The 24,764-nt window shown below is 50.4% G+C and carries 26 protein-coding genes; 9 read left to right on the forward strand and 17 right to left on the reverse strand.

The window, feature by feature from the left end:
- Both O59_RS01670 and O59_RS01675 read left to right on the forward strand, forming a co-directional pair.
- On the forward strand, positions 1-225 hold the full coding sequence (locus tag O59_RS01670; RefSeq protein ID WP_040391328.1) for a VF530 family DNA-binding protein: 225 nt from the start codon (positions 1-3) through the stop codon (positions 223-225).
- Between the two features lie 137 nt (positions 226-362).
- Positions 363-1,187, forward strand: a complete 825-nt coding sequence (locus O59_RS01675; RefSeq protein WP_007638869.1) for an MBL fold metallo-hydrolase — start codon at positions 363-365, stop codon at positions 1,185-1,187.
- Between the two features lie 17 nt (positions 1,188-1,204).
- Here the strand turns inward: O59_RS01675 and O59_RS01680 are convergent, their stop codons facing one another.
- The 8 genes from O59_RS01680 to O59_RS01715 form a co-directional block, all read right to left on the reverse strand.
- The gene (locus O59_RS01680; protein WP_007638872.1) at positions 1,205-1,654 is read right to left on the reverse strand and encodes a chemotaxis protein CheX; all 450 of its coding nucleotides are present in this window, start codon (positions 1,652-1,654) and stop codon (positions 1,205-1,207) included.
- Between the two features lie 10 nt (positions 1,655-1,664).
- A complete protein-coding gene (locus tag O59_RS01685) occupies positions 1,665-2,027 on the reverse strand; it encodes a response regulator (protein WP_040391023.1) in 363 nt (120 codons plus the stop codon).
- Positions 2,005-4,203 (reverse strand): ATP-binding protein, encoded by a 2,199-nt coding sequence (locus tag O59_RS01690; protein WP_007638874.1) that lies wholly within the window; start codon positions 4,201-4,203, stop codon positions 2,005-2,007. The genes O59_RS01685 and O59_RS01690 overlap by 23 nt, the downstream gene beginning before the upstream one ends.
- Positions 4,204-4,495: 292 nt before the next feature.
- On the reverse strand, positions 4,496-6,310 hold the full coding sequence (locus O59_RS01695) for an ABC transporter ATP-binding protein/permease (protein WP_007638882.1): 1,815 nt from the start codon (positions 6,308-6,310) through the stop codon (positions 4,496-4,498).
- Between the two features lie 54 nt (positions 6,311-6,364).
- A complete protein-coding gene (locus O59_RS01700; protein WP_007638884.1) occupies positions 6,365-7,723 on the reverse strand; it encodes a sensor histidine kinase in 1,359 nt (452 codons plus the stop codon).
- Positions 7,720-8,388, reverse strand: coding sequence for a response regulator transcription factor (locus O59_RS01705; protein WP_007638885.1), 669 nt, complete (start codon positions 8,386-8,388; stop codon positions 7,720-7,722). The genes O59_RS01700 and O59_RS01705 overlap by 4 nt, the downstream gene beginning before the upstream one ends.
- Positions 8,388-8,696 (reverse strand): PepSY domain-containing protein, encoded by a 309-nt coding sequence (locus tag O59_RS01710; RefSeq protein WP_007638886.1) that lies wholly within the window; start codon positions 8,694-8,696, stop codon positions 8,388-8,390. Before O59_RS01710 ends, O59_RS01705 begins: the two co-directional genes overlap by 1 nt.
- 34 nt (positions 8,697-8,730) lie before the next feature.
- Positions 8,731-9,039: a PepSY domain-containing protein gene (locus O59_RS01715; protein WP_007638887.1), complete on the reverse strand. Its 309-nt coding sequence runs from the start codon at positions 9,037-9,039 to the stop codon at positions 8,731-8,733.
- A gap of 307 nt (positions 9,040-9,346) precedes the next feature.
- On the opposite strand from O59_RS01715, the gene O59_RS01720 reads away from it, so the two are divergent.
- Positions 9,347-11,320, forward strand: a complete 1,974-nt coding sequence (locus O59_RS01720; protein ID WP_007638888.1) for a S9 family peptidase — start codon at positions 9,347-9,349, stop codon at positions 11,318-11,320.
- 161 nt (positions 11,321-11,481) lie between these two features.
- Positions 11,482-12,342: a PA4780 family RIO1-like protein kinase gene (locus O59_RS01725; RefSeq protein ID WP_007638893.1), complete on the forward strand. Its 861-nt coding sequence runs from the start codon at positions 11,482-11,484 to the stop codon at positions 12,340-12,342.
- 77 nt (positions 12,343-12,419) lie between these two features.
- Here O59_RS01725 and O59_RS01730 read toward each other — a convergent pair whose 3' ends face one another.
- The 5 genes from O59_RS01730 to O59_RS01750 all read right to left on the reverse strand — a co-directional run bounded on the left by O59_RS01730 (position 12,420) and on the right by O59_RS01750 (position 19,154).
- On the reverse strand, positions 12,420-13,115 hold the full coding sequence (locus O59_RS01730) for a hypothetical protein (RefSeq protein WP_040391024.1): 696 nt from the start codon (positions 13,113-13,115) through the stop codon (positions 12,420-12,422).
- 75 nt (positions 13,116-13,190) lie between these two features.
- Complete coding sequence (locus O59_RS01735) at positions 13,191-14,828, reverse strand: histidine kinase N-terminal 7TM domain-containing protein (protein ID WP_007638896.1); 1,638 nt, start codon at positions 14,826-14,828, stop codon at positions 13,191-13,193.
- A 59-nt stretch (positions 14,829-14,887) separates the two neighbouring features.
- Positions 14,888-15,925 (reverse strand): metal-dependent hydrolase, encoded by a 1,038-nt coding sequence (locus tag O59_RS01740; RefSeq protein ID WP_007638897.1) that lies wholly within the window; start codon positions 15,923-15,925, stop codon positions 14,888-14,890.
- Positions 15,926-15,943: 18 nt separating this feature from the next.
- On the reverse strand, positions 15,944-17,749 hold the full coding sequence (gene recQ / locus O59_RS01745) for a DNA helicase RecQ (protein WP_007638898.1): 1,806 nt from the start codon (positions 17,747-17,749) through the stop codon (positions 15,944-15,946).
- 388 nt (positions 17,750-18,137) lie between these two features.
- Positions 18,138-19,154: an alpha/beta hydrolase gene (locus tag O59_RS01750; protein WP_232283021.1), complete on the reverse strand. Its 1,017-nt coding sequence runs from the start codon at positions 19,152-19,154 to the stop codon at positions 18,138-18,140.
- 201 nt (positions 19,155-19,355) lie between these two features.
- Here O59_RS01750 and O59_RS01755 point away from each other — a divergent pair, with 201 nt between their 5' ends.
- The 5 genes from O59_RS01755 to O59_RS01775 all read left to right on the forward strand — a co-directional run bounded on the left by O59_RS01755 (position 19,356) and on the right by O59_RS01775 (position 22,584).
- Positions 19,356-19,706, forward strand: coding sequence for a helix-turn-helix transcriptional regulator (locus tag O59_RS01755; RefSeq protein WP_007638904.1), 351 nt, complete (start codon positions 19,356-19,358; stop codon positions 19,704-19,706).
- Between the two features lie 69 nt (positions 19,707-19,775).
- Complete coding sequence (locus O59_RS01760; RefSeq protein WP_007638905.1) at positions 19,776-20,312, forward strand: SRPBCC family protein; 537 nt, start codon at positions 19,776-19,778, stop codon at positions 20,310-20,312.
- A gap of 128 nt (positions 20,313-20,440) precedes the next feature.
- Positions 20,441-20,911 carry an Rrf2 family transcriptional regulator gene (locus tag O59_RS01765; RefSeq protein ID WP_040391026.1) on the forward strand — a complete coding sequence of 157 codons (471 nt, stop codon included), beginning with the start codon at positions 20,441-20,443 and terminating at the stop codon, positions 20,909-20,911.
- A 3-nt stretch (positions 20,912-20,914) separates the two neighbouring features.
- Positions 20,915-21,820, forward strand: coding sequence for an NAD(P)/FAD-dependent oxidoreductase (locus tag O59_RS01770; RefSeq protein ID WP_007638912.1), 906 nt, complete (start codon positions 20,915-20,917; stop codon positions 21,818-21,820).
- A 146-nt stretch (positions 21,821-21,966) separates the two neighbouring features.
- Positions 21,967-22,584: a PEP-CTERM sorting domain-containing protein gene (locus O59_RS01775; RefSeq protein WP_007638914.1), complete on the forward strand. Its 618-nt coding sequence runs from the start codon at positions 21,967-21,969 to the stop codon at positions 22,582-22,584.
- 88 nt (positions 22,585-22,672) lie between these two features.
- Here the strand turns inward: O59_RS01775 and O59_RS01780 are convergent, their stop codons facing one another.
- From O59_RS01780 to O59_RS01790, 4 genes are all read right to left on the reverse strand, one after another.
- A complete protein-coding gene (locus O59_RS01780; protein WP_007638921.1) occupies positions 22,673-23,713 on the reverse strand; it encodes a YhcG family protein in 1,041 nt (346 codons plus the stop codon).
- Complete coding sequence (locus O59_RS21645) at positions 23,694-24,164, reverse strand: hypothetical protein (RefSeq protein WP_040391027.1); 471 nt, start codon at positions 24,162-24,164, stop codon at positions 23,694-23,696. The genes O59_RS01780 and O59_RS21645 overlap by 20 nt, the downstream gene beginning before the upstream one ends.
- The gene (locus tag O59_RS21650) at positions 24,154-24,306 is read right to left on the reverse strand and encodes a hypothetical protein (RefSeq protein WP_007638923.1); all 153 of its coding nucleotides are present in this window, start codon (positions 24,304-24,306) and stop codon (positions 24,154-24,156) included. The genes O59_RS21645 and O59_RS21650 overlap by 11 nt, the downstream gene beginning before the upstream one ends.
- A gap of 76 nt (positions 24,307-24,382) precedes the next feature.
- Complete coding sequence (locus O59_RS01790) at positions 24,383-24,613, reverse strand: helix-turn-helix transcriptional regulator (RefSeq protein WP_007638925.1); 231 nt, start codon at positions 24,611-24,613, stop codon at positions 24,383-24,385.
- Positions 24,614-24,764 lie beyond the last annotated feature (151 nt).

The raw sequence follows: 24,764 nt of genomic DNA on the forward strand, positions 1-24,764 counted from the left end.
ATGCAGGATCAAAAAAATAACCCACTGCACGGGTTGACCTTGGAAACCATCGTTACCCGTCTTGTTGAACATTATGGTTGGCAAGAGCTGGGGCAATTAATCAGCATTCGCTGCTTTCAAAGTGATCCGAGTGTGAAATCCAGTTTGAAATTTTTGCGCAAAACACCTTGGGCGCGCGAAAAAGTCGAACAACTTTATTTGGCTACCGCTTTTTCTGACGGCTGATTTTCCTGGCGATTATTTTTTGATGGCCAAATATTTTAACAACAACCAGCAATTATTGTGGCGGTGTTTGACTCGCATCAACTCGGTGGACAATGAAGCCCTTATGCTGTGCCCTTTGCATTCAGGACACAACTGGCATGAATCAGGCAATCATTCCGCGCGACAAAGCCCATTTTCTCTACCACAAAGATGGCCATCAATGTATCCAGTTTTCTGATCTGGTGGTGGGTGAGGGTATTCAAGCCAATCAATTTTTAATTATCGACAATAACCGCGCCGCACTCATTGATCCCGGCGGCGACCTCACCTATACACCACTCAATATTGAATTGGGCAAACGGGTTAAAACCCATCAGTTGGATTACATTTTTGCCTCACATCAAGATCCGGATATTATTGCCTCGCTACCGCGCTGGATGATGTATACCCAATGTCAGGTTGTCACCTCCAAACTCTGGTCACGTTTTTTGCCGCATCTGGCCTCGCAATATATTACCCAGCAGTTAAGCCAAAACTTGGATGAACGTATTATCGCCATGCCCGATAGAGGCGGCGCGATTGAATTTGGTCGCGGTGAAATAATTGTGTTGCCTGCCCACTTTTTACATTCCGTGGGCAATTTTCATTTTTATGATCCGGTCAGTAAAATTTTATTCAGTGGCGATATGGGCGCTTCGCTTATTGAGGAGCATGCCGAGCAACCAGTAATCGATTTTGATGCACACATTCCCCATATGCTCGGTTTTCACCAACGCTATATGGCAAGCAATAAAGCCTGCCGCTTGTGGGCGAATATGATTCGCGACATGGATGTGGAAATGATGGTGCCGCAGCATGGCAGCCCATTTGTGGGGCGCGCCATGGTGCAGCGTTTTCTGGATTGGATTAGCAACCTTTCTTGTGGTATTGATTTAATGAATCAACACCATTTTGATGCGCAGAAAGCGGGTTATAAAAAATAGTTTAGTACACAAAAACGTTATTGTTCCAAACAAATAACCACCGCTGCGTGATAGGACTTCCAATACACTGGAATTACATAGGAGCGCAGTTGTGCAGGCAAATGAATATGATTGGGCGCGCCTTCAATCATTACCGGCACCGAGATCATAAATTCATGGCCAAAGGTGCTGCGCGCATTTCCCGAAATCGTATTGGCCACCTCCCCCACCAGATCAAAAATATGTTCGTTACTGGTATCGGATTCACCGATACTGAGCAGCAAGTGTTTTAATAAAATACGCGGCGCGGTGAAATACACACAACCACGGTAAGGGCCGGAAATGCCAATAATGCCGGTAATATCATAAGCAGCAGGATTATTATTTTCGACCAGATAGGGTGTACCGACTCTTACTTCTTTATCGTTGGTGTGATGGAAGTAGCGCACAACACCATCGATAAATACTTGTATGGTTTGTTCAGACATTTATTGATCCTTAATCCAGGGTTAACTCGTTCAATGCATCCAGCAGCTGTTCTTCCGTAAAGGGTTTGCATAAAAATCCGCGCGCCCCTTTTTTTAGTGCATCAATACCCGTGGCTTTATCCGACAGTGCAGAAACCACCAAAATCCGCACTGCCGGGTCAAGCGCAATCAGTTGCTGAATACAAGCGATACCGTCCATCTCCGGCATGGTTAAATCCATGGTGACTAATTGCGGGCGTGTTTGTTTGAATAATTCCAAGGCTTGTAAACCATTTGCAGCCGACGCCACTACATTAAATTGATCACTGTCATTACAGCGTTCAATTTTGCGACGAATAATGTTGGAGTCATCAACAATCATCAGTGACAGCATAGGCAGATCCTTGGGAAACAGGTGATATGGTTTGTTCATTTACAGGCGGAATAATAGGTAAGCTAATAACAAAACGACAAAATTCACCGGCGCGACTGGCCACATTAATTTTTCCGCGCTGGGTAATTACATGTTGCATCACTGCTTCCATTCCTATGCCGCGTCCGGCGTCTTTTGTTACTTCATTGGTCGTGCTAAACCCCGCTTGAAAAATCAATCCGAGCAATTGTTTATTGCTCCAGGATTCAATTTCCTGTTCCGACCACTTGCCCGTCGCCATGGCTTTTTCGCGGATGGCGGCATAATCCAACCCCTTACCATCATCGCTAATAGTTAACTCCATTTCGGCGTCCGATAGTTTGGCAAGGCGCAGATCAATTCGTCCCAGCGTTGGTTTTTCGCTCAGCTCGCGCTCGCGCGGTGTTTCTATGCCGTGCACCACCGCATTGCGCAATAACTGAATACAAATTTCTTTAAGCTGCTGCTCGCACTCCGGCGCCATACTAATTTCGCTCAAACCACTGGCCACCAGACGCACTTGTTTGCCATTGCGCAGCGCCATATTTTGTACAAAATCGTTTAGGTGATCCCACCCATCGCTACGACGGCTGCCGGTGATGGTTTGATTAGATGCTGTACGCGGTGCGTTATTGCTGACCAGCGAAAATTGCCCCAGCTTTTCGGTAAGTTGCTGCACTTGTTGCGTGTAACTGATTAAGTTTTCCAGCTGCACAGCAAGGCCGAGATAATCATTGCCGCTAATGTCCGATTTGCTGCGCAGTTGCGCCAGAGTGTCTTCCATGCTGTGTGCGGCATTTTCAAAAAATGCGAGTTTGAGCGAGGCCGCCTCACCTTTGAAATTGTGAATTTCGCGAAAAATAGTGACCGCTTTTTCACGCACGGCCTGCGCGGTTTTGGCCGGTTGGCGCAAAATGCCATTAATGCGATTGAAACATTGAAAGCTGTTATCAATAAATTCCTTCAGCAGCTCGGGATGGGTATGCAATAAGCCGGTAATCATTTCCAGTTGCGATTCATTGTGTTTGCGGCTCTCGCTCAATTCGCGCGCAAGCTTCACCTGCTCGGATACATCCTGCACCGTCACCAGCACATGAGAGATTTCCCGCTCCTGATACGCACGCGCAAAGCTGAACTGCAAATGTTTGGTGAGAAAGCCGCCGTTAACCTGGGCAATGTTTACCTCCACCAAATTCAATGGATTCAAATCGCCAATGAGTTTTTCTTTGATTTTTTTATCAAATAACAATTCGATAAAACCACGCGCCGTTTCGGCATCTTTTTCGCTGATCATGTTTTCGAGCAGGGTCAGAAATGATTTTCCTGCAAAGGGCTGATTGCCCAATACCTCGGTCAACTTGGCCGAGTGCTGTTCGCCAATCATTAAATTGTGGTCGATCAGGAATAGGCCTTCATTTACCGTCTCCAGAATTTCGGTGGTTTCGCGTCGCGCTTTTTCGATCACGGCATCGCTATCGCGCAATTGGCGAACAAAGTGCAACAAAATAAACAAGAAGTTCATTACCGCTAAGCTGATACCAATGGTTTGAATTAACCGCAAGCGCTTGGCTTTGGAAGCGGCGACTTGCTCAAGACTCAAGGTAAGGTCGTTCATGGAAGCCAATATCGACAAGTTGTGCAGGCGTGCCATTGCAACAGCGGCGCTTAAGGCGTTTTCAGTATCTGTTGTTAATGGTTGTCCGAGATTAACGGCTGCGTTGGTGACAAAATTATCCACCGCGGATTTGTAAGGGCGCCAGAGCTGCGCGGTATTGTGCAGTGCATCGCGTCCGGCGCGATTGCTTACTGCCTCAAGGGTTACTGTTTCTTTACCGGCGCCGCCGCGCACGCTACCGCCCTGCACAAAGGCTTGCAGTGTTTCATCAAACAACGTTTTACTGAATAGCAGCTCTTCATAGGCAGTTTGGAAGGCAGCGGGATCGCCGCGTGAGCTATCCAATACAAACAGGGTTTTTGCCATGCGCTGCGACAACATGCGCTGACGGCCTGCAAGGTTTACACCCACGGCGTCGTCGGCAATTTCAAAAGAGACATAAAAGTTGAGCAGTAATACCGAAGCGTCGAGCAATAAAAAAAGCGCAACCGAAATTAAAATACCGCGGTATTTACCGTAATTGAATTGAACTGAAGTCGACATGCGTCACGCCCTTATGACCAAAATAAATTGCAGCAACAGGGTTGCTGCCGGGCGATCCACTGCTGCCCGTCACTGCTCCCGGCGCCATTGCGCATAGTGATCGGGCTATAGCGAAAGCTGTGCCAAGTTAATGAAACAGTTCATCGGCGGCGGAAATGGATTATTTTGGTGCTGAAAACACTCAATAAAATAAAAAATGCGGCGTAGTTTGTTAAACAGTTGCACAGGAGCTGGTGCACGCCGGAGTCGGTGCGCACAGCTTTGGATCTTTTTTGTGATTAGCGGTACGGTGTTACTTCTCTTCTTGTAGCTGCAGCGCCCACATCTGCGTGTAACGTCCCTGCAACTCCAGCAGTTGGTTGTGAGTCCCCTGTTCAACAACTTGCCCTTTGTCCATCACCACAATTTGATCGGCGTCCACCACGGTGGATAACCGATGAGCAATGACCAAGGTAGTATGACCGGTGGCAACAGCGCGCATCGCCTCCAGGATTGCGTTTTCGGAATGGGAATCCAGGGCGCTGGTGGCTTCATCAAAAATTAAAATCGGTGCGCCTTTTAACAATACGCGTGCTATAGCAATACGCTGTTTTTCCCCGCCGGATACTTTTAATCCGCGCTCGCCTACCAGGGTTTTATCGCCTTCGGGCAAACTGTTAATAAAGTTATCCAGGTGCGCCATTTTTATTGCGCGCGCAATTTGTTCGTCGCTCGCCTGCGGGTTGCCGTAAGCAATGTTCTCGCGAATAGTGGTGTTAAATAACACCGTGTCCTGCGGCACTATGGCGATGGCGCGCCGTAAACTTGCGAGCGAGACAGTGCGAATATCCTGCCCATCGATTTGAATGCTGCCCGCGTGAATATCGTAAAAGCGATAGAGCAAGCGCGCGAGTGTACTTTTGCCCGCCCCCGAGGAACCCACAATCGCCACTTTACTGCCCGCCGGAATATGCAAATTAAATTGCTGCAAAATCGGACGCTCGGCGTGATAACCAAAATCTACCCCCTGCCAGTGGATCTCACCCTTGGCAATTGCCAAAGGTTTGGCATCCACCGCGTCTTTAATGGTTGCATCGCGCTTTAACAGCGCGAGCATATTTTCCAAATCGGTGAGCGAGCGACGAATTTCCCGGTAGACAAAACCTAAAAAATTGAGCGGGATAAATAGCTGGATCATGTAGGCGTTAATCATCGCCAAATCACCAAGGGTCATTTCTTTTTTGATGACACTGTCTGCCGCCATCCACATCATCGCGGTCATGGCCAGTGCAATAATTAATGCCTGCCCCGAGTTGAGCGCCAACAAGGACATGCGATTTTTTAGTTTAGCTGTCTCCCAGTTGGCGAGGAATTTGTCGTAAGTGTCAGCTTCGTACTGCTCGTTGTTAAAATATTTGACGGTTTCGTAATTGAGCAGCGAATCAATTGCGCGGGTACTGGTGGAGGAATCTGCCTGATTTGCTTCGCGTACAAATTTGTTGCGCCATTCGGTGGTGTAAATAGTGAATACCACATAGATGGCTACGGCGACCAAGGTAATCACCGCATACCAAATGGAAAATGCCGCGGCAAAAATAATTGCGACCATTAGAATTTCAAACAGCGTGGGCACTATGTTGAACATTAAAAAGCGCATCAAAAAACTGATGCCGTTGGTGCCGCGTTCAATATCGCGGCTAATGCCGCCAGTAGCGCGATCCAAATGAAACGCCAGCTCCAGCGAATGCAAATGGTTAAATACCCGCAAACCGATTTTACGCATGGCGTGTTCGGTAACACGGCTAAACAGCGCGTCGCGCACCTCGCCAAAAAACACGCTGCCAAAACGCAGCGCGCCGTAAAACAGGATAAAAAACGCGGGGAAGATTAACGGCGACGCGAGGCTGGCATCCACCCCATCAATAATATGTTTTAGCGCCCAGGGCATCACCAGGGTTGCGCCTTTGGCGGCGAGCAGGGCGAGAATGGCAAGAATGACTCGCCCTTTGAAATCCCACAAATAGGGAAGCAAATACGCCATGCTCTGGCGTAAATTCACCTTGGCATTTTCAGGGCGGGGTTGTTGATTGGGGTGGGCCGATAAACCCGAGGAGTGCATACCGCGCATAACATGAGTCTTTAGGGCTGAAACAAAAAAAGAACGCCCTTAGCGCAACAAAGGCTAACCGGCGTTGGTTGCCGGTAAGTGTATAACAACCGCGAGGCCGCCGAGTGAACTCTGTTGCAGCTGCAAGACACCGCCGCAGTGCTCGACAATATCGCGCACTATGCCAAGCCCCAAGCCATGGCCCTGCACTTGTTCATCAATACGGGTGCCGCGGCTCAATACCTGTTCGCGTTCGGCGGCCGCGATACCGGGGCCGTCGTCCTCGATAACTAATTCAAAATGTTGTGCCACCGGATTATGGCGAATGTTTACTTGCACTTGCTGGCGCGCCCATTTACAGGCGTTGTCGAGCAAGTTGCCCAATAGTTCCAGAATGTCCTCGCGATCCCAGGGCAGGCGTAAATCCGCCGGCGCCGACCAGTGAACCTGCAAATCGCGGCGATGAATTAATTGCAGAGTTGAAATTAAATCCGGTAATTCGGCCGCGCAGTGAAAGTGCGCGCCGGGCAGGGCTTCGCCGGCGAGCCGCGCGCGCGCCAATTCGCGGCTGATGCGCTCTTGCATTTGCTGTAGTTGGCTGCGCAAATTATCGCGCAGTTGCGGCTGATTATTTAGTTCGCTGCGATTGGCGAGGCTGAACAAAATCGCCAGCGGCGTTTTTAAAGCGTGGCCTAAATTGCCGAGCGCATTGCGCGAGCGTTTAAGGCGATCCTCTGTGTGTTGGCTCAGGCGATTTAATTGCTCAACCAAGGGTTTTAATTCGCTGGGCACTGCAGTTTCGAGCGTGCTGCGCTGCCCCTGTTGCAATTGCGCGATTTGTGCACGCAAGTCCTCCAGCGGGCGCAATGAGCGCGCCACTAAATAGCGCTGCAATAATACCAACAGGATCAATGCCGCCAAACCCAACCCGCCACCCATGAATTGCATGCGACGAAAATTATCGAGCATGGGCGTGTAATCCTGCGCGACTTGAATGACGATGGTTTTACCAAAGCGACGAAATTGCGCGCGATAGACTAATAATTGCTGCGCTTCAGGGCCGTCATGCAATGCGCGCTGCAAACCGCGCTGCGTAAGCAGCGGCAATTGATGATCCCACAGCGAGCGCGAGCGCCACTGTTTACCATCAAAATCGATTAAAAAATAATACCCGGAAAAAGGGCGCTGATAAGCGGCACCGATACGCTGTTGATCTAACTCTATGCCATTAGTACCACGCACCAGGGCAGCCAACAGGGTTTCACTTTGGGTTTGCAATTGGGTGCTGAAATAGCGGCGCAAACCTTGGTCAAAGACCCAGAGGCTGAGTTGCGCGAGCAGCAAACCCACTAAAATTAATACCCCGATCAACCCCACACTCAGCCGCTGTTGAATGGAATTGAAGGCGGGTTTTAAGGGCGACAATTTTCTCACGCTGATTGTTCCACCAGGCGATAGCCCTGGCCGCGCCGTGTTTCTATTGCGGTTTTGCCGAGTTTGCCGCGCAGGTGATTGATATGCACTTCAATTACGTTGGAATCGCGCTCACTTTCACCATCGTATAAATGATCGTGCAATTGCGCTTTGGAAATTATTTTGCCCACGTTCAACATTAAATAGCGCAGCAAACTAAATTCAGCGGCAGTGAGTTCAAAGGTTGCGCCATTTTTGCTGACTTGTTGCAGGGCTTCATCCAATTGCAAACCGGCGGCAGTTAAGTGTGTTTGATTCACCTGACCGTGGCTGCGGCGCAACAGTGCTTGAATACGCAGCTGTAATTCTTCCGGGTGAAACGGTTTGGTGAGGTAATCGTCGGCGCCGGCTTTTAAACCTTCTATACGCTCCGCCCAGTGATCGCGGGCAGTGAGAATTAATACCGGGCGCTGCATTTGCGCCGCGCGCCATTCGCGCAATACATCGAGGCCGGATTTTCCCGGCAAGCCCAAATCCAACACAATTAAATCATAGGGTTCAGTTGCGCCTTGATACGCCGCATCGCGGCCATCGGCGAGCCAATCCACCGCGTAACCGGCGCGTTTTAAATCCGCCGTTAATTCGTCGGCGAGGGCGACATTGTCTTCCACGATAAGAATGCGCATTAGTCATCCTCCTCGTCTTTTAATAATTGGCCGGTGCTGGCATCGATTTCCAACTCGCGCACCACACCTTCGGTGGTAATTAATTCCACGTCATAGACATAAATATCGTCATCCTCCTCCAACTCAACTTCCAACAAGCGGGAGGCGGGATGACGCGCCTGTACCAGCGCGAGTAAATTTTCCAGCGGGATAATGCGCCCCAGCTCGCGCAAGCGCAGGGCTTCGTCCTGGCTCAGGTCATCCGCATTGACACTCAGGGTGAGTGCGAGCAGCGGGATATAACAGAGCAAGCGAAATAAGGGGCGCATGGGTTACCTTGCAAAAGTTTGCGACAATTAAGGATTAATCGTCTTGTTGGTTTTTGAGAATCTCACCGGTGTTGGCATCCAGCTCTATATCCCACTCAAGGCCCTGCGCATCGCGCAGTTCGATTTGATACACATAGCGGCCCCATTGGTTTTCCAATTCCGTATCCTGCAGCACACCGCCGGGGTGTTGGGCAAGCGCAAGGGCGTTGAGTTTATCGAAGGCTTGAATGCTGCCAGCATCGCGCAATTTAATGGCTTCATCAAGGCTGACATCTTTTGCCTGTACCAGTGCTGTAGCAGAAAGTAAGGCAGCAAAAACGAGAGTATGTTTAATAAAAGTCATGGTGGTGTTCCTATTCATAAGTGGTTGGTAAACGTCATCAGCGATAACTGAAAAATGGTGGCCTAAGCCTGTGTCGACCAGTTCAGAATAGGGAAGCTCGCTTAAATGAACCTTAATTTAGCCCGGCATAAATATTTAATGCGCAAGCTGTGGGTGTAATTGACTGACAAATGCGACTTATAGATACTGCGCTGACGCCGTAGTACACACTTGTTATCAGGAACCGCACAGAGTCAGAGCGCTCAGGGAACCCGGCACAAGCACTGGGTCTGCGCGCGATTCCAATAATCACACCAAGGATTCAAGTATGTCTCTGCGCACCTGCCTTGCGGCATGTTTGCGTGCTAGCACCTTGCTGGCACTGCTCACTTGCTGCCTCATCCCGACGCAATTACACGCCGCCACAACCAGTCATCAACCCCTGCCGCTGGAAGTGTTTTACAACGATGCGATGATTGAAGATATTGAGCTATCACCTGATGGTACTCACTTATTGGCGCTGAAAAATTTTGGCGGCGATACCGTAGTGATGGTGGTGGAATTGGCCAGCGGTAAAACTATTTATCCCGCCAAAACCGATAACAAAGAATTTAAATTTAACTGGGTCAGCTGGGCCAATAACGATCGGTTATTGATGAGCTTGCGCTTTGACAGCCGCGCACCCAACGGCGTGAAGTATTCGCAGACCCGCCTGCTGGCAACCGATGCCAAAAAGCAGGGCAAAATGATCACTCTGGTTAAACCGGATGAAGATGCGCCCTACAACCACGTGAGCCAATTTCAAGACAATGTGATCAGCTACCTGCCCGATGACCCGGAGCACGTACTAATCAGCGTGGACCGCGAAATGGCGCATCATCAAACCGTGTACAAAGCCAACGTCTATACCGGCCGCTTGACCCGCGTGAAAAAACACTCGGGCAGCGTGCGCTCCTGGTACGCCGATCGCCAAGGCAATGTGCGTATTGGCGAGCACTACGACGATAAAAAACGCAAAGTCACCTACAAGATTCTCGATCAAGCCACCGATAAATGGGTCGTGGCCTGGGAATACGTCGTATTCGACGAACCCTCAATTTACATTGCCGGTTTTGGCAACAATCCGAATGAGCTCTATATTTTTGCCGATCATGAAGGACGTCAGGCACTGTTTAAAACCGACTTGTCCAAACCCGGTTACCCGCGCGAATTGATGTTCAGCCATGAGAAATACGATATAAGCGGTCGCCTAATTTATTCTCGCGCTCACAAAGAAGTGGTGGGCCTGTATTACAACGATGGCAATTCACGCAGTGTGTTCTGGAACAAAGAATTCCAGGCATTTCAGGGCGGTTTGGATAAAGCCCTGCCGGACACCAACAATTACATAGTGAATATGAGTGAAGATGCGCGCAAATACGTGCTCTACACCACTAACGCCACCAACCCCGGCACTTATCTGTACGGCGACCGCGACGCTAAAACCCTGTCACCTCTGGCGGCAGCTTACCCGGATTTAACCGAGGACGTGCTGATCGAAAAAGAAATGCGCCGCTACAAAGCGCGCGATGGTTTGGAACTGGAAGGCTTTTTATCGCTGCCCAAAACCTTTGCCAACAAACCCACCGCCACCATCATCCTGCCCCACGGCGGCCCCATGAGCGAGGACGGTAAAAGCTTCGACATGTTCTCCACCTTTATGGCCAACCGCGGTTACGTGGTATTCCAACCCAACTTCCGCGGCTCCTCGGGTTACGGCCACGATTTTATGATGCAAGCGGTGGGTGGCATGGGCCTTGAAATGCAAGACGATTTGGAAGATGCGGTGAAATACCTGGTCGATGAAAAAATTGCCGACCCGAAAAAAGTCTGCATCGTGGGCGCCAGCTACGGCGGTTATGCCGCACTCATGGGTGCGACTAAAACCCCCGACTTGTTCCAGTGTGCGATCAGTTTTGCCGGTATGTCTGACCTGGTGAAAATGAGCAATAATTTCCGCTATTTCACCAACAAAAATACTGCGCGCAAACAATTCGGCGAGGACAAAAAACAGCTCAAAGAAACCTCACCGGTACGCATGGCCGAAAAAGTCAAAATCCCGATTCTATTAATTCACGGCGACGATGACGTAATCGTACCCGTAGAGCAGAGCCGCATTATGGCGCGCGCCCTGGAAAAAAATGGCAAGGTACATGAATACATCGAATTGGAGGAGGGCACTCACAATCTGGATTACCTGCCCCATCGCCAACAAACCTTTGAAGCCATGGAAAAGTTTTTGCAGACCCATTTGAAAATCTAACTTTTCCTCCGCTCACGTCAGTCCGATAAAAAAACGCCGCCCTGCAGCCTGCAAGGCGGCGTTTTTTATCGCTTATGCAAGCAGTATTAACACCGCCATTTTTCCGGTTCGGGGGGATGAGTGGTATTATGCAGCCACATTCTCCCCAATTCCGAGCATCAATGAAGATACCAAAACGCTTACAACCTCTGGTCGATGACGGCCTGATCGACGAGGTTTACTACCAATTAATGAGCGGCAAAGAAGCGCAAGTGTTTGTGGTGCGCGCCAATAACGAAGTCCGCTGTGCCAAAGTCTACAAAGAAGCCAATAAACGCAGTTTTAAACAAGCGGTGCAATATCAGGAAGGCCGCACCGTGCGCAATTCGCGCCGCGCGCGCGCCATGGCCAAAGGCACCCGTTACGGCCAAAAAGAAGCGGAAGAGGCCTGGCTGAACGCCGAGGTGGACGCACTTTATCGCCTGGCCGAAGCCGGTGTGCGTGTCCCCACACCCTACTGGTTTTTGGAAGGTGTGCTGGTAATGGAGTTGGTAGTCGATGAAGAAGGCGACCCCGCACCGCGCCTGGACGCTGTCGCCTTTGACCCGGAGACGGCGCGCGACTACCACGCGCGCATGATGATGGAAATTGTGCGCATGCTCTGCGCCGGACTGGTTCACGGTGACTTGTCCGAATTTAACGTGTTGGTGGATTACGAAGGCCCGGTGGTCATCGACCTGCCGCAGGCTGTTAACGCGGCCGGTAACAACAACGCCAAAGCCATGCTCACCCGCGATGTAAACAATATGCGCGACTACTTTGGCCAATACGCACCGGATTTATTAGTCACTCACTACGCCGAAGAAATTTGGGATTTGTTCGAACACGGCAACCTGCACCCCAATGTAAAACTCACCGGCGAATTTGCCGAGAGCAACGTCGACGCCGATATCGCCACCATGATGCGCATTATCGAACACGCGAAAGAAGAAGAGGAAGATCGCAAAGAGCGCGAGCGCATGGCGCGCGATGGCGAGTTTTAACTCCACAAAATAAAAACCCCCGAACAACAATCTGTTCGGGGGTCTGCGATACCCGCTGCTGCCGGAATCAAATTAGCTTAAACGTTTTCACCCACGCTAAACAGGTTGCGATACACCACACCCATCACCAGATTGACCAAAGGCACCGCCCAGATCAAACCAATACCCAAAGGCAGCATCGCCAGAATTACCACAACCAACACCACTAAGTACAAGCCGAAAACTCTAAACCAGCATTTGTGAATGGTTTTACGCGAGGTTTCCAGTGCTTCCCAAATACCCATGTTTTTTTCCACCAGCAGTGGAATCGCCATGGAGTAAGCAACCGCTAAATAAATACCGGGGATAACCAGCAGTACCAAGCCGATTAAAATTAAAATCACCATCGCCACATACAACAAAAAGATGGGGATAATTTTTGAATAATAATCAAACACCATAAATGCGTTGGTGGCCGCGCCTACACTGCGCTTAATACCGAGCATGGTGATACCGGCGTAAAGCGGGTAGGTCACCAAACCAATCACAATTTGTGAGATGAACATTATTACCAGCGAATCTTTGCCGATAAATTCAAACGGCAGCGATACCGCGATAGAAATTGCAATGTAAATCAGCATTGCACCCCAGAGGGTTGCCTTGTAACCGCTGGTTAACTGCCAGGCTTCTTTGAATACATCGCCAATATCCCAGTTGGGATTGATTTGATAATGCACCGGTTGTTGCTCGTGCAAATTACTTTGCGGGGTTTGATAGGGATTAGCGTCTGTCATTTCCTTGCTCCTGGTTATTTGATTGACGCGCCAATTAATCATTAAATAGGCAGTTCGTCAATCTACCCGTGCACCTTATTGGTGAACACAATTGCGCCCTGCCGCTTTTGCGCGGTAGAGCGCCGCGTCGGCATGCAGAATTAATTCATCCAGTGTGTCGCCCTGCTCTGGCCAGAGCGCGAGGCCCGCTGAAAAAGTCAGAGACAGTCCGCCTTTGCGCGTGTCCATCGGTACTGCCGCAAACGCGCTGCAGAGTTTATTGAGCCGGGTAAACGCTGCCTGCGCATCGACATCGGGCAATATCACTAAAAACTCCTCACCACCAATGCGAAAGAGCACATCGGACGCGCGCACATTTTCCACCAAAAATAATGCGACGGATTTAAGCACATCATCGCCAATTAAATGACCGTGATCATCGTTGAGTTGTTTGAAGTGATCCAAATCAATGAGTGCCAACACCATAGGGCGGGAATGACGGCGCGCACGGGCGATTTCCAGCGCAAAAAATTCATCCAGATAACGGCGATTGTATAAACCGGTGAGTGGATCGCGCAGCGCTTGCTCGCGTAATAATTCATGTAAGTTGGTGATAGTTTTTAAGCGCTGCTCACTCAGCGCCAAGGCTTCGGACAGTTTTAATTCACTCAAATAGCGCTGGGTAACATCGCGCAGGTAGAGCATTTTGCCGAGCACTAAAGGGCCGTCGCGGGTCGCACGGGTTATCGCACTCGCGCGCAATTCGTAAAAGCGTTCGCCGTCCGCAAGAGTAAGCAGTTGCGGCTCTTGTTGGTTGATATGGAGCGCGAGTAATTGTTGTAAATCCCGGCCTATCACTGGCCACTCTTCTAGCGCGCACCCTTGCCATGCAGTAGGTGAATTCGCCAAGGCCAGCGCCGCCGGATTCGCCTCTATCACCCGCTGCTGCGTATCTATCACGAGTACCGGGTCGAGCAGCGCATCCAGCAATAAATGCCGTGCAACGGGCAGCACATCAAACAAACGCACGCCCACAATTAACCAGGCAAATGCCGCAAGCGTAAACGCAAAACTAAAGGGTGTGGGATCGAAACCAAAAATGGTTTTACCAAACACTACGTAACTGATATTTGCTGCCCAAGGTACTGCCGTGACCAATACAAACGCCAAATAATGACGGCGATACAAACCGCGGCTGCGCACCGCAGCCTGAATAACTACCGCAATACAAAACAACATAAATAAATACACATACACCGCCGCCGCATAAAACAGTGGGCCGTGTGCATAGCGAATAGCTGCACCGGGGGAATTATTAATAGGCGCGGTAGCTGCACCATAAAACAATTGGTGCACAGGATTGGTAAGAGCCAGCAACCAACAACACAGTGGCATTAACATCAGTACCGCTAATTTCCAGCGCGCCAGTGGGCGATGAATACTGTTAACGTACTGCCATAAAAAAATCGCCCAAAAGGTCGGTGCTGCCACTATGCCGGGCCAGGCCATGGCCGCCCAAAATATTTTATGGTTGGGTTGCAACACCGCCATTTCCAGCGCGGCCGCGAACAGCCACCACAGGCTGGCAAGGTGAATTAATACAAAACTGAAACGGCCCGGAAATGTGCGTTGCCGGCTCACCCAGTGTGCGAGCCAACTCACGCCCGCGCAAATGCCCAGGGTAAAAATAACCGGAAAGCTCAGGTTGAATGTGCGATCCAACAGTAAATTCATGCTACCTCTGGGGATACCATCATTGTATCGCGTGACTATGTGAGCGTAATAAATACCACTTAAGGTTTGTTTAAAAATTCTATTAATGGCTGATTGGTATTACCCAGCAAGCGCTGCGGAAGCCATTGCAAACTCTGTTCGCTATTGATGTTGGGGGCAGCTTGTTGCGGTGTAATAAAATCCAGCGGTGCATTAGGTTGCGAATTGCTCCGCTCGGCCACCGCAAAGGTAAAGGTGTAATAGGGTTCAAGGCCCATGCGTAAATCGGCGATACTAATAACGCCGTTATTTTCAAACACTTTAAAATAGCCGTGACTAAACCAGGCAAGGCGCTCTGCTTCCCAACTTTCGCCAAGTTGACGGTACAAATCATTACCGCGCGGATACTCCACAAAATTAATCTGTGTGTTGTTATCCAGCAGTGAATAAAAACCCTCGGCGTAACCTTCCGGTGTAATAGCCACAATCCGCCATAACAAACTGTTAAAAGGCGATGCAATTACCAACCGTTTTTCCACCGCCAAGCCTTGCACAGCGATAGCTTTGTCAGCCAGGGTGCCGACATAAAATTGCATCGCCAAACCCCAAAATAAATAGCCACTACTCAGCGCCAGGCCGATATTATTCCACCGCAAGCCGGTAAATTTTTTGCGCGCCAGTGCGATAACGGTACCGATCAATAGCGGCAAGGTATAGAGCGGATCGATAATAAATACACTGCCGATACCAAACGGATAATCGCTAAACGGCAGTGCCAGTTGAGTGCCATAAATGGTCATGGTATCTAGCAGCGGATGGGTGACTAACACCAACCACACCGCGAGCCACCAGTGTTTAAATAAATGTTTTTCACGCGCGATGGTGGCGATGAACCATGCAAACAAGGGTGCCACTAACGTGAGGTAAAATAACGCGTGACTTTCAGTGCGATGCAAGGTCATATCGCGAATGGGATCGCCGTGACTGATCAGCACATCCAGATCCGGCAAGGTGCCCACAACAGCACCCATCAGCGCCGCTTTCCACAGCACCGTCTTGCGTCCCATCACGGCGACACCCACGGCAGCGCCCAAGGCAATTTGCGATAAAGAGTCCATAGTATTCCTGCTACATCATTATTCGTGATATTCAGCTTCGCGAATCACCGCTAAAAACTCTTCACCAAAACGTTTCAATTTACTTTCACCCACACCAGTAATGCTGCGCAATTGTTCTGCTGTAAGCGGGCGGAACTCCAACATTTCGCGCAGAGTCGCATCGTGAAAAATCACGTAGGGCGGTACGCCCTGTTCTTCGGCGAGGCGTTTGCGGCAGGAGCGCAGGGCATTCCACAAACCCTGATCCTCTGCTTCAATCCCCTGACCGAGGTTGGCGCGACGCGGCGAGCTGTTTGCTGCTTTAATATCGCGGCGCAAACTGATTTTTTCGTCGCCACGCAAAAATGCCCGGCAGCTTTCATTTAATACCAAACCGCCAAAACCATCGCTATTGACGTCCAACAAACCACGCGCGACCAGCTGACGAAAAATCGCTTTCCATTCATCCGCACTTAAATGTTTGCCAATGCCGTAGGTGGTTAATTTGTGATGATCAAACGACAATATTTTTTCATTGTTGCTGCCGCGCAATACGTCGATTACATGCCCTGCACCAAACCGCTGGCCGGTGCGATACACACAGGAGAGCGCCATCTGCACTGCCTCGGTGGCATCCCAGGTTTGTGGTGGGGTGATACAGCAATCGCAATTACCGCAGGGCTGTGCAAGCGTATCGCCAAAATAGCGCAGCAAACTCTGGCGGCGACAACTGGTAATTTCACACAGGCCCAACATCGCATTTAAACGCTGTTGTTCATTGCGTTTAAATTCTTCACTGCCTTCACTTTGCGCCATCATCTGCCGCAGTTTTACTACGTCTTCCAAACCGTACAACAATAAAGTGGTTGCCGGTTCACCATCGCGCCCCGCGCGGCCGGTTTCCTGATAATAGGCTTCAATACTTTTGGGCAGATCCAGATGCGCGACAAAACGCACATCGGGTTTATCGATGCCCATACCAAACGCGATAGTCGCCACCATAATGATGTTGTCTTCGCGTAAAAACCGCTCCTGATTTTTTTGCCGCACATTGGCAGGTAAACCGGCATGATAGGGTAGTGCGGTAAATTTTTCACTGCTCAACCATTCAGCAATTTGTTCGACTTTATTGCGCGACAGGCAATACACAATGCCCGAGTTGCCCGCTTGTTCTTCACGCAAAAAACGCATGAGTTGGATTTTGGGATTATTTTTTTGCGCAATGCGATATTGAATATTCGGGCGATCAAAACCGTTGATAAATTGCTGCGCATTTTCCAATTGCAAGCGCGCGATAATTTCATCGCGGGTACGCACATCGGCGGTTGCCGTTAATGCAATGCGCGGCACCTGCGGAAATTCGCGGTGCAATAGTTCCAGCTTTAAATAATCGGAACGGAAATCGTGACCCCATTGCGATACACAGTGAGCTTCATCAATCGCAAACAGGGAAATTTTTATCTGGTGAAATAATTCCAATGTGCGCGGCTGAATTAAGCGCTCGGGCGCAACGTAAAGCATGTCCAGCTCACCGCGCTGCAGCGCCAATTCGGTTTGCCACATTTCTTGCGGTGAAAGCGACGAATTTAAAAACCCGGCACGCACACCCAATTCGCGCAGCGCACTGACTTGATCCTGCATCAATGCGATCAGCGGTGATACCACGATGCCCACACCTTCACGCACCAGCGCTGGAATTTGGTAGCACAGGGATTTACCGCCACCGGTGGGCATAAGTACTAACACATCCTCACCCGCGACTAACGCATCAATCACCGCCGCTTGCGGGCCGCGAAATTCATGATAGCCAAAGGTGGAATTTAAAATTGCGAGAGGTGTTTTCATTGCGAAGGGATTACAAACCTTTGATCAAAATGATGGATATATGCATCAAAGGGGCGATTTTTCAGCAAAATGATGAATATAGCCATCATTATCGCGTGAAAGATCGTGCACGCAGGGGCAAAACACCCCTGCATTAACCGGCAGGGAAAAATGACTCATCAGAGGACGATAACGAAATGTTTAAAACACCGCGTTTACCGCGTTCGGTTTGGATGGCGGGGTGCGCTCCGGCACTACCACCATCACCAAGCCCCACATCACTAACAAACCTGCCAATACCGATACCGACTTTTTCACGATTAATCCCTCCAGCGGACATGTCATACAAGACTAGGCAGCAAAAACTGAACCATTGCTGAAAAATTGCTGCCCGTCCGCGTGTAAAGGCTTAAGGTTTGAGCGTCTTTTGCAGGAAGTTGATGATGTCCTCCATTGGCCAGAGCGCATCTTTATCAAAACAACTGCCCGCCCAGTTACAGCCATTATCCAAATAGGCGTGGGTTTTGTTGGGGTAAACCTTGTACTCCACCGGTTGTTTGCCCGCTTTCAGTAAGTCCACATAGTGCTGCGCCGCGGCGGGTGGCGTGGTTTTGTCCAGGCTGCCCACGTGCACAAATTGTGGTGGCAGTGGGTATTCACTGGCCTTGGGCACAAAATAAATGGGCGACACCGCTTGGTAATGCTCGGGGTTGTCGTTCACGTTAATGTCTTTACCAAACAGGCCGCGCGGCTCCGCATTGCCAAACTTCCAAAACATGTTGCCGGGTGATTCAAAACCGCCTTTTGCCGCCGCGTAGAGATCAAATGCACCATAACTGACCACGGCCGCCTGCACTTTCAGGCCATCCTCCTGCGCGACTTGTTCGGCGGTTTTGCCTGCGGGTAAATAGCTAGGCTTGAAACCCAAACTCGCACCCGCGTAACCATCGCTCTCCAACTGGCGGCCACGGGTGAGAATCATAGTGGTCAAATGGCCGCCGGCACTGTCGCCGGTAATCGCCACCCGGGTAGGGTCGCCGCTGTATTGGCCAATATTCTCCTTCACCCAGAGCAGGCCGCCGAATACGTCCTCGATAATCTGGTTCATGGTGACCGTGTTGTTCTGATCGCCCAGCAGGCGATAGTTCATATTGGCTACCACCATGTCGCCGTCGCGCGCCACCTTGGTCGCCATGTCGTGCATGATCGAGTTGTTATTCACCAGCCAACCGCCGCCGTGGTAAATCACCAGCACCGGGTAGGATTTTTTACCCGTCTGCGGCACGTAAATATCCAGCGTGAGCGGGAAGTTGTCGGGCGCGGCAAACTGAATCGCCTTGTGGATTTTTACCGCCTCATCCGCCTGCGCAACCAGTGCACAGCAGCCCAAAAATACCATCGCCATTAATTTACCAAGCTTCAGCATAAACACCTCTTTGCATTGTTATTGTCAGATTTACCACGGCCAAGCATAGATGGCGCAAGGCAGGGACGATAGTGATAAGCGTCACTGCAACTAGCCCTTTACCACGCTTTACGTTTTATAACGCTCGACTGCTGACTCACAAAAGAATTATATTTAACCAAATGGTTGACAATGGATTTATTCAGGAGAATACTTAACCACATGGTAAACAATCAGAACGATCAACTCGATGCTGTCTTTCATGCCCTTGCCGACCCAACGCGGCGGGCGATGGTGGCGCGGCTGGCGCAATCGCCCTGCGGTATTAGCGAGCTGGCAGCACCCTTTGAGATGACACTCGCGGCGGTTTCCAAACACATCAAAGTATTGGAAGGCGCGGGGTTGGTAGTGCGCAGCGTGCAGGGGCGCAACCACACCTGTGCGTTGGATACCCGCCCCCTGCACGGCGGTATCGAATGGCTGCGCCACTACGAGCAGTTCTGGAACCAACGGCTGGATGCATTGACAGCCGCGCTAGTGGCGGATGATCAAGCGAAAAATCCAACCGAATAAACCGGGTCGATACTCGCCGAGTCAGACCCTTCATTGTCCACCAACAGGCTTCGGCCAAAGGAGATTGAGATGAACGACTACGGTGTATTGACCGCCCCAGATACCCTGCACATTGAACGCCTGCTGCCCGGCCCGATTGAACGGGTCTGGCAATACCTGACCGATTCCGACAAACGCGCCACCTGGCTGGCGGCGGGTAACGTGGAGCAACAAATCGGCGGCAAGGTAGAGCACACCTTCCGCAATTCCGAACTCTCACCCGAACACGATATTCCGCCGCCCAAATACAGCAGCTGCGCGGGCGATGTGCCCATGCTCGGCAAAGTCACCGCCTGCGAACCGCTGCGCTTGCTGAGCTACATTTGGAATGCCGGTTCGGAGGTGGAATCGGAGGTGAGTTTTGAGCTGGCGCCAGAGCAGGATCAGGTCAAACTGACCGTCACCCATCGCCGCCTCACCAACCCGGACGAACGCCTGAGTGTCGCCGGTGGCTGGCATACCCATCTCAATATTTTGCGCGATGTGCTCAATGGCAAAACCCCGCCCGGTTTCTGGAAAGTGCATACCCAACTTGAGCAGGAATACGCCGCGCGTTTGGCGGGCTGATAAAAATCCAGGGTTGGTTCTGCCAACTCCACATCACGCAACATTAATAGTTGCGTGATGATTCCATCTGCGCTACCTTTCACGTAACAACTTGAATTACGTGAAACCCAAGCCTGATGGAGAAAAATATGAAACGCGACTCCCGCCTCTCCGGCGTGCTCCATGTACTGCTGCATATGGCCGAGACCAATGTGCCCATGACCTCGGAAGCGCTGGCCAATATGATGAAAACTAACCCCGTGGTTATCCGCCGTGTGCTCGCCGGTTTGCGCGAACACCAGCTGGTTTGTTCCGCCAAAGGTCACGGCGGTGGCTGGCAGATTTGCCGCGCGCTGGACACCATCACCCTGCACGACATTTACCTCGCGCTCGACGAACCCACTTTGCTCGCCATGGGTAATCGCACCGAAGCGCCGGGCTGTTTGGTAGAAGCGGCAGTGAATAACGCCCTCAACCACGCCTTTGTAGAAGCTGAAACCCTGCTGCTCAACCATTTCCGCAACGTCACCCTCGCGCAGCTGAGCGAGGATTTCCACCAACGCATGCAAGCCCGTGGCTTCTCCGGTAGCCATGAACACGCCATTTTTCCCGAGGAGTAAACCATGCAAACATTTGATGTGATTGTGATTGGCGGCAGCTATGCCGGTATGGCTGGTGCCTTACAACTGGCGCGCGGGCGACGCCAAGTGGCGGTGATTGATGCCGGCATCCGCCGCAACCGTTTTGCCGCTCATTCCCACGGCGTGTTGGGGCAGGACGGCAAATCCCCCGCCCTGATCGCCAGCGAAGCCAAAGCCCAACTGCTGCTTTACCCCAACCTCAGCTGGATAGAAGGCACCGTGGAGCGCGCGGAAAAAGTCGGCGATTTATTCCAGGTCACCACCCGCGACCAGCAAACCCTGAGCGCCAAACGCCTGCTGCTCGCCACCGGTGTAAGCGATCACTTACCCGCCATCACCGGGCTGCAAGACCGCTGGGGCAAAACCGTTTTTCACTGCCCCTACTGCCACGGCTACGAACTCAACCAGGGCCCACTCGGCGTACTCGCGGTGAGCGAAGCCTCGCTGCACCAGGCGTTATTAATTCCCGATTGGGGCCCAACCACGCTGTTCACCAACAATTGTTTTACGCCGGATGAACTCCAGCTAAAACAACTGGCCGCACGCCATGTGCGCCTGGAAACCGAAGCCGTGACCGAAATTACCGGCGAGCAGGCCGCCGTGGTGAAACTCGCCAACGGCCGGTTGGTGGAATTGGCGGGGTTGTTTGTCGCTTCACTCACCAAACCCGCCAGCCCCATCGCGCAGGAGTTAGGCTGCGAACTGGCTGAAAGCCCGGTAGGGTTTTATGTGAAAACCGACGATTTCAAACAAACCTCAATCCCCGGTGTATTTGCCTGCGGCGATTTAGGCCGGGCGATGGGCAGCGTGACCTTTGCCATTGGCGATGGCGCGCAAGCGGGTTTTGCCATCCATCGCTCGCTGATTTTTGAAGGCTTGCCGGGGTAAAACCGGATTGACAGCGAAAAGTGTCGGGTAATTATGCATTTGTGATTTTGCCAAATTCAATGAACTGATAGGAATCAATTACTTGCGACTATGGCGTCAAAATTGCTATACATACCTGTCACAATAACTTACATCAGGAATATGTTATGAAAATCAAACAACTCATCAGCCTTGGCGCAGCCGCACTTTTCAGTGTTGGCGCCAACGCAGGCATCATTTTTCAGGACAACTTTGACGCAGAAGCGGGTGCAGCAGGCACTTCCACCCTCAACTACAACACGTTCAGCAACTGGAGTGTATCCGGCGGTAGCGTTGATGTCGTCGCCAATACCAACGGCTGGGGCATCACCTGTGCGGGCGGTAGCGGCAAATGTGTGGATCTGGACGGTTCAAGTGGTAATGCCGGCATACTGACCAGCTCGCTGTTGTCACTTGCCGCAGGTACTTACAACCTGAGCTTCGACATTTCCGGCAACCAACGTGGCGGATCTGCGGACAGCTTCACCCTGGCCCTGGGGGGATTCCTGAGTGAATCATTCACCCTGAGCCCCACCGCGCCATGGCAAACCGTCACCCGCAGCTTCACCGTGAGCAGCAACACTGCTAACTCCATCGTGTTTAACCACGCTGGCGGCGACAACATCGGCATCATGCTCGACAACGTCTCCCTGAGCAAAACCGAAGTTCCAGCGCCAGGCACTCTTGCGCTGTTCGGTTTAGGTTTGATCGGTTTAGGTTTTGCCCGTCGTAACGCGCGCAAATAAACCAAACACAGATTGACCAAAAACGGCTCCTTCGGGAGCCGTTTTTGTTGGTGTAAATTGCATCGCTACGTAATTGGTGCAACCAAAATCAAACATCATATTTGGCTCGCATTTCTCCAATTTGTCCTTCAATTAACTGCCGTTCGCGCTCTAACTCGCGCTTTAATTCTTCTTCACTCGGCAGTAGAGTTAAGTATTTGGACGCAAACAATTGCTGGCTGTCTTTTAACACTGAATATTGCGCAACCGTTTGGTTGTGTTGGCTGCATAGAATCAAACCGATGGTGGGGTTATCTTCTGGCCCGCGTTTTTGCTCTTCATAAAGGCGCACATACATATCCATTTGCCCAACATCTTGATGACTGAGTTTATTCAATTTTAAATCCACCAAAACAAAACACTTCAGTAGGTAATTGTAAAAAACGAGATCTATGTAATAGTCGCCATCATCAGTATGAATGCGCTGTTGGCGCTCGACAAACGCAAAGCCCTTGCCTAATTCCAACAAAAACTGCTGTAGGTTGTTGATAATGCCTTGCTCTAAATCAGCCTCTTGGTATATGCGCGAATCCAGGCTTAGAAAATCCAGAATATAAGGATCGCGCAAGTAATCTTTTGGATTATCGGCCAAGGCTTGCGTCTTGACTTTGGCCTCTGCTTCCACTGGAGCTTTTTCTTGACTGGATAACAAGCGCTCGTAATAAAGCGTGGCTATTTGACGCTCAAGCGCCCGTACACTCCAGGTTTGCTGAATGGCCTCACGCAAATACCAATCACGAGCCTGAAGGTTTTCAACGCGGGCGAGCTGGTTGTAGTGTGACCAGCTCAATTCGAGAGACACCGTCTCTCGAATCGGGAACGCCTCATAAAAACGGCGCATATTGCGCAGGTTGGTTACATCAAACCCTTTGCCGAACTCATTGCTCAAGCGGGTAGAAAGCTGTTCTAACTGCTGCTTTCCATAAGCCGCACGGCTTTCGCCTTGCTGCTCGTGCTCGACTATAAGCTGGCCAATCTGCCAATAAGTTTGCACCATGGCAGTATTGACGCTGCGTTGGAGCTGCTGGCGCGCCTGCTGAATGAGCAGGCTAATTTGGCGAAATAACAGATCATCCGGTACGATTTTCACGTTTCCTCCATGAAGGTTTTTGGTCGCGCTTCTTTTTATACTCGTCTTTTGAATTGGCCAAAAATCCCACCAATGAAATAACAACGAGCGCATAACCCACTACGCCAAAGAATGCGATTAAATTCGCTCCCATTTTAATAATGGTAAAGTTACTTTCATGCTCATATTTTGCTTGCAAGCATTCCGACTTTTGTTCAGTCATGGTTTCACAGCTCACCTTCTCAAACGGTATACCTTCTTGCGCCTCTATGGCAAAAGCCAGCTTTCTGGTCTCATAATCCATTTTTATGAGATCCACAAAAGGTTGTGATAACCCAGCCACAGCTAATCCACAGAGAAATACGCCTGCCTTAAAAATATCTCGATAATTTTTAATCACGGATACAATTAAAAAATCAATGTATGAGATGAGATCCATAATCGACTTTATAATTGGATTGTTAGCTTTCATAACCCAACTCCAATAGATAACCAGCCATTTCCACCTCTAAGTCATTCAATTGCTTCTTAAGTCGAATATGCCCTGCGCGGACAGCCCTCAAATCGAAGGCATCAAATTGGGATTGCATATCTTCTACCTGTTTATTGTCCATGTCGTTTTTTCTCCTGTCCGATTTGGAAACCAGAAGCCGTTTCTGTTTGTGTAAATCGCAACAATTTTGAATTCAATCAGTCGGTTGTGATTACCGCCTCTGGCTCTTTACTAAACGCCAGAATATCCCCCGGCTGACACTCCAACATCTCGCAGATTTTTTCCAGCGTATCAAAAAGAATCGCCTTGGCTTTTCCGGTTTTGAGCACCGACAAATTTTGCGGTGTAATGTCCACCAACTCCGCCAAGGTATTCAAACGCATTTTGCGCTGGGCGAGCACTACATTCAAATTCACAATAATTGGCATACAACCTCCCTATATAGTGAGTTCAGATTCTTCATTAAGATCGCAACCAATTTCCAGCGCCCAGAGCAACACATACATCAAGCCAAAAAACATCAAGGCTCCAATAAAATCGAGATTAACTGGAACCATAACTGGCGAACTTTTGATTGCG

It is taken from the genome of Cellvibrio sp. BR (assembly GCF_000263355.1).
Classification (GTDB): domain Bacteria; phylum Pseudomonadota; class Gammaproteobacteria; order Pseudomonadales; family Cellvibrionaceae; genus Cellvibrio.

Coding starts and splice junctions, on each gene's coding strand:
- O59_RS01670 (WP_040391328.1), top strand. CDS start 1: ATGCAGGATCAAAAAAATAACCCACTGCACGGGTTGACCTTGGAAACC.
- O59_RS01675 (WP_007638869.1), top strand. CDS start 363: ATGAATCAGGCAATCATTCCGCGCGACAAAGCCCATTTTCTCTACCAC.
- O59_RS01680 (WP_007638872.1), bottom strand. CDS start 1,654: ATGTCTGAACAAACCATACAAGTATTTATCGATGGTGTTGTGCGCTAC.
- O59_RS01685 (WP_040391023.1), bottom strand. CDS start 2,027: ATGCTGTCACTGATGATTGTTGATGACTCCAACATTATTCGTCGCAAA.
- O59_RS01690 (WP_007638874.1), bottom strand. CDS start 4,203: ATGTCGACTTCAGTTCAATTCAATTACGGTAAATACCGCGGTATTTTA.
- O59_RS01695 (WP_007638882.1), bottom strand. CDS start 6,310: ATGCGCGGTATGCACTCCTCGGGTTTATCGGCCCACCCCAATCAACAA.
- O59_RS01705 (WP_007638885.1), bottom strand. CDS start 8,388: ATGCGCATTCTTATCGTGGAAGACAATGTCGCCCTCGCCGACGAATTA.
- O59_RS01710 (WP_007638886.1), bottom strand. CDS start 8,696: ATGCGCCCCTTATTTCGCTTGCTCTGTTATATCCCGCTGCTCGCACTC.
- O59_RS01715 (WP_007638887.1), bottom strand. CDS start 9,039: ATGACTTTTATTAAACATACTCTCGTTTTTGCTGCCTTACTTTCTGCT.
- O59_RS01720 (WP_007638888.1), top strand. CDS start 9,347: ATGTCTCTGCGCACCTGCCTTGCGGCATGTTTGCGTGCTAGCACCTTG.
- O59_RS01725 (WP_007638893.1), top strand. CDS start 11,482: ATGAAGATACCAAAACGCTTACAACCTCTGGTCGATGACGGCCTGATC.
- O59_RS01730 (WP_040391024.1), bottom strand. CDS start 13,115: ATGACAGACGCTAATCCCTATCAAACCCCGCAAAGTAATTTGCACGAG.
- O59_RS01735 (WP_007638896.1), bottom strand. CDS start 14,828: ATGAATTTACTGTTGGATCGCACATTCAACCTGAGCTTTCCGGTTATT.
- O59_RS01740 (WP_007638897.1), bottom strand. CDS start 15,925: ATGGACTCTTTATCGCAAATTGCCTTGGGCGCTGCCGTGGGTGTCGCC.
- recQ (WP_007638898.1), bottom strand. CDS start 17,749: ATGAAAACACCTCTCGCAATTTTAAATTCCACCTTTGGCTATCATGAA.
- O59_RS01750 (WP_232283021.1), bottom strand. CDS start 19,154: ATGCTGAAGCTTGGTAAATTAATGGCGATGGTATTTTTGGGCTGCTGT.
- O59_RS01755 (WP_007638904.1), top strand. CDS start 19,356: ATGGTAAACAATCAGAACGATCAACTCGATGCTGTCTTTCATGCCCTT.
- O59_RS01760 (WP_007638905.1), top strand. CDS start 19,776: ATGAACGACTACGGTGTATTGACCGCCCCAGATACCCTGCACATTGAA.
- O59_RS01765 (WP_040391026.1), top strand. CDS start 20,441: ATGAAACGCGACTCCCGCCTCTCCGGCGTGCTCCATGTACTGCTGCAT.
- O59_RS01770 (WP_007638912.1), top strand. CDS start 20,915: ATGCAAACATTTGATGTGATTGTGATTGGCGGCAGCTATGCCGGTATG.
- O59_RS01775 (WP_007638914.1), top strand. CDS start 21,967: ATGAAAATCAAACAACTCATCAGCCTTGGCGCAGCCGCACTTTTCAGT.
- O59_RS21645 (WP_040391027.1), bottom strand. CDS start 24,164: ATGAAAGCTAACAATCCAATTATAAAGTCGATTATGGATCTCATCTCA.
- O59_RS21650 (WP_007638923.1), bottom strand. CDS start 24,306: ATGGACAATAAACAGGTAGAAGATATGCAATCCCAATTTGATGCCTTC.
- O59_RS01790 (WP_007638925.1), bottom strand. CDS start 24,613: ATGCCAATTATTGTGAATTTGAATGTAGTGCTCGCCCAGCGCAAAATG.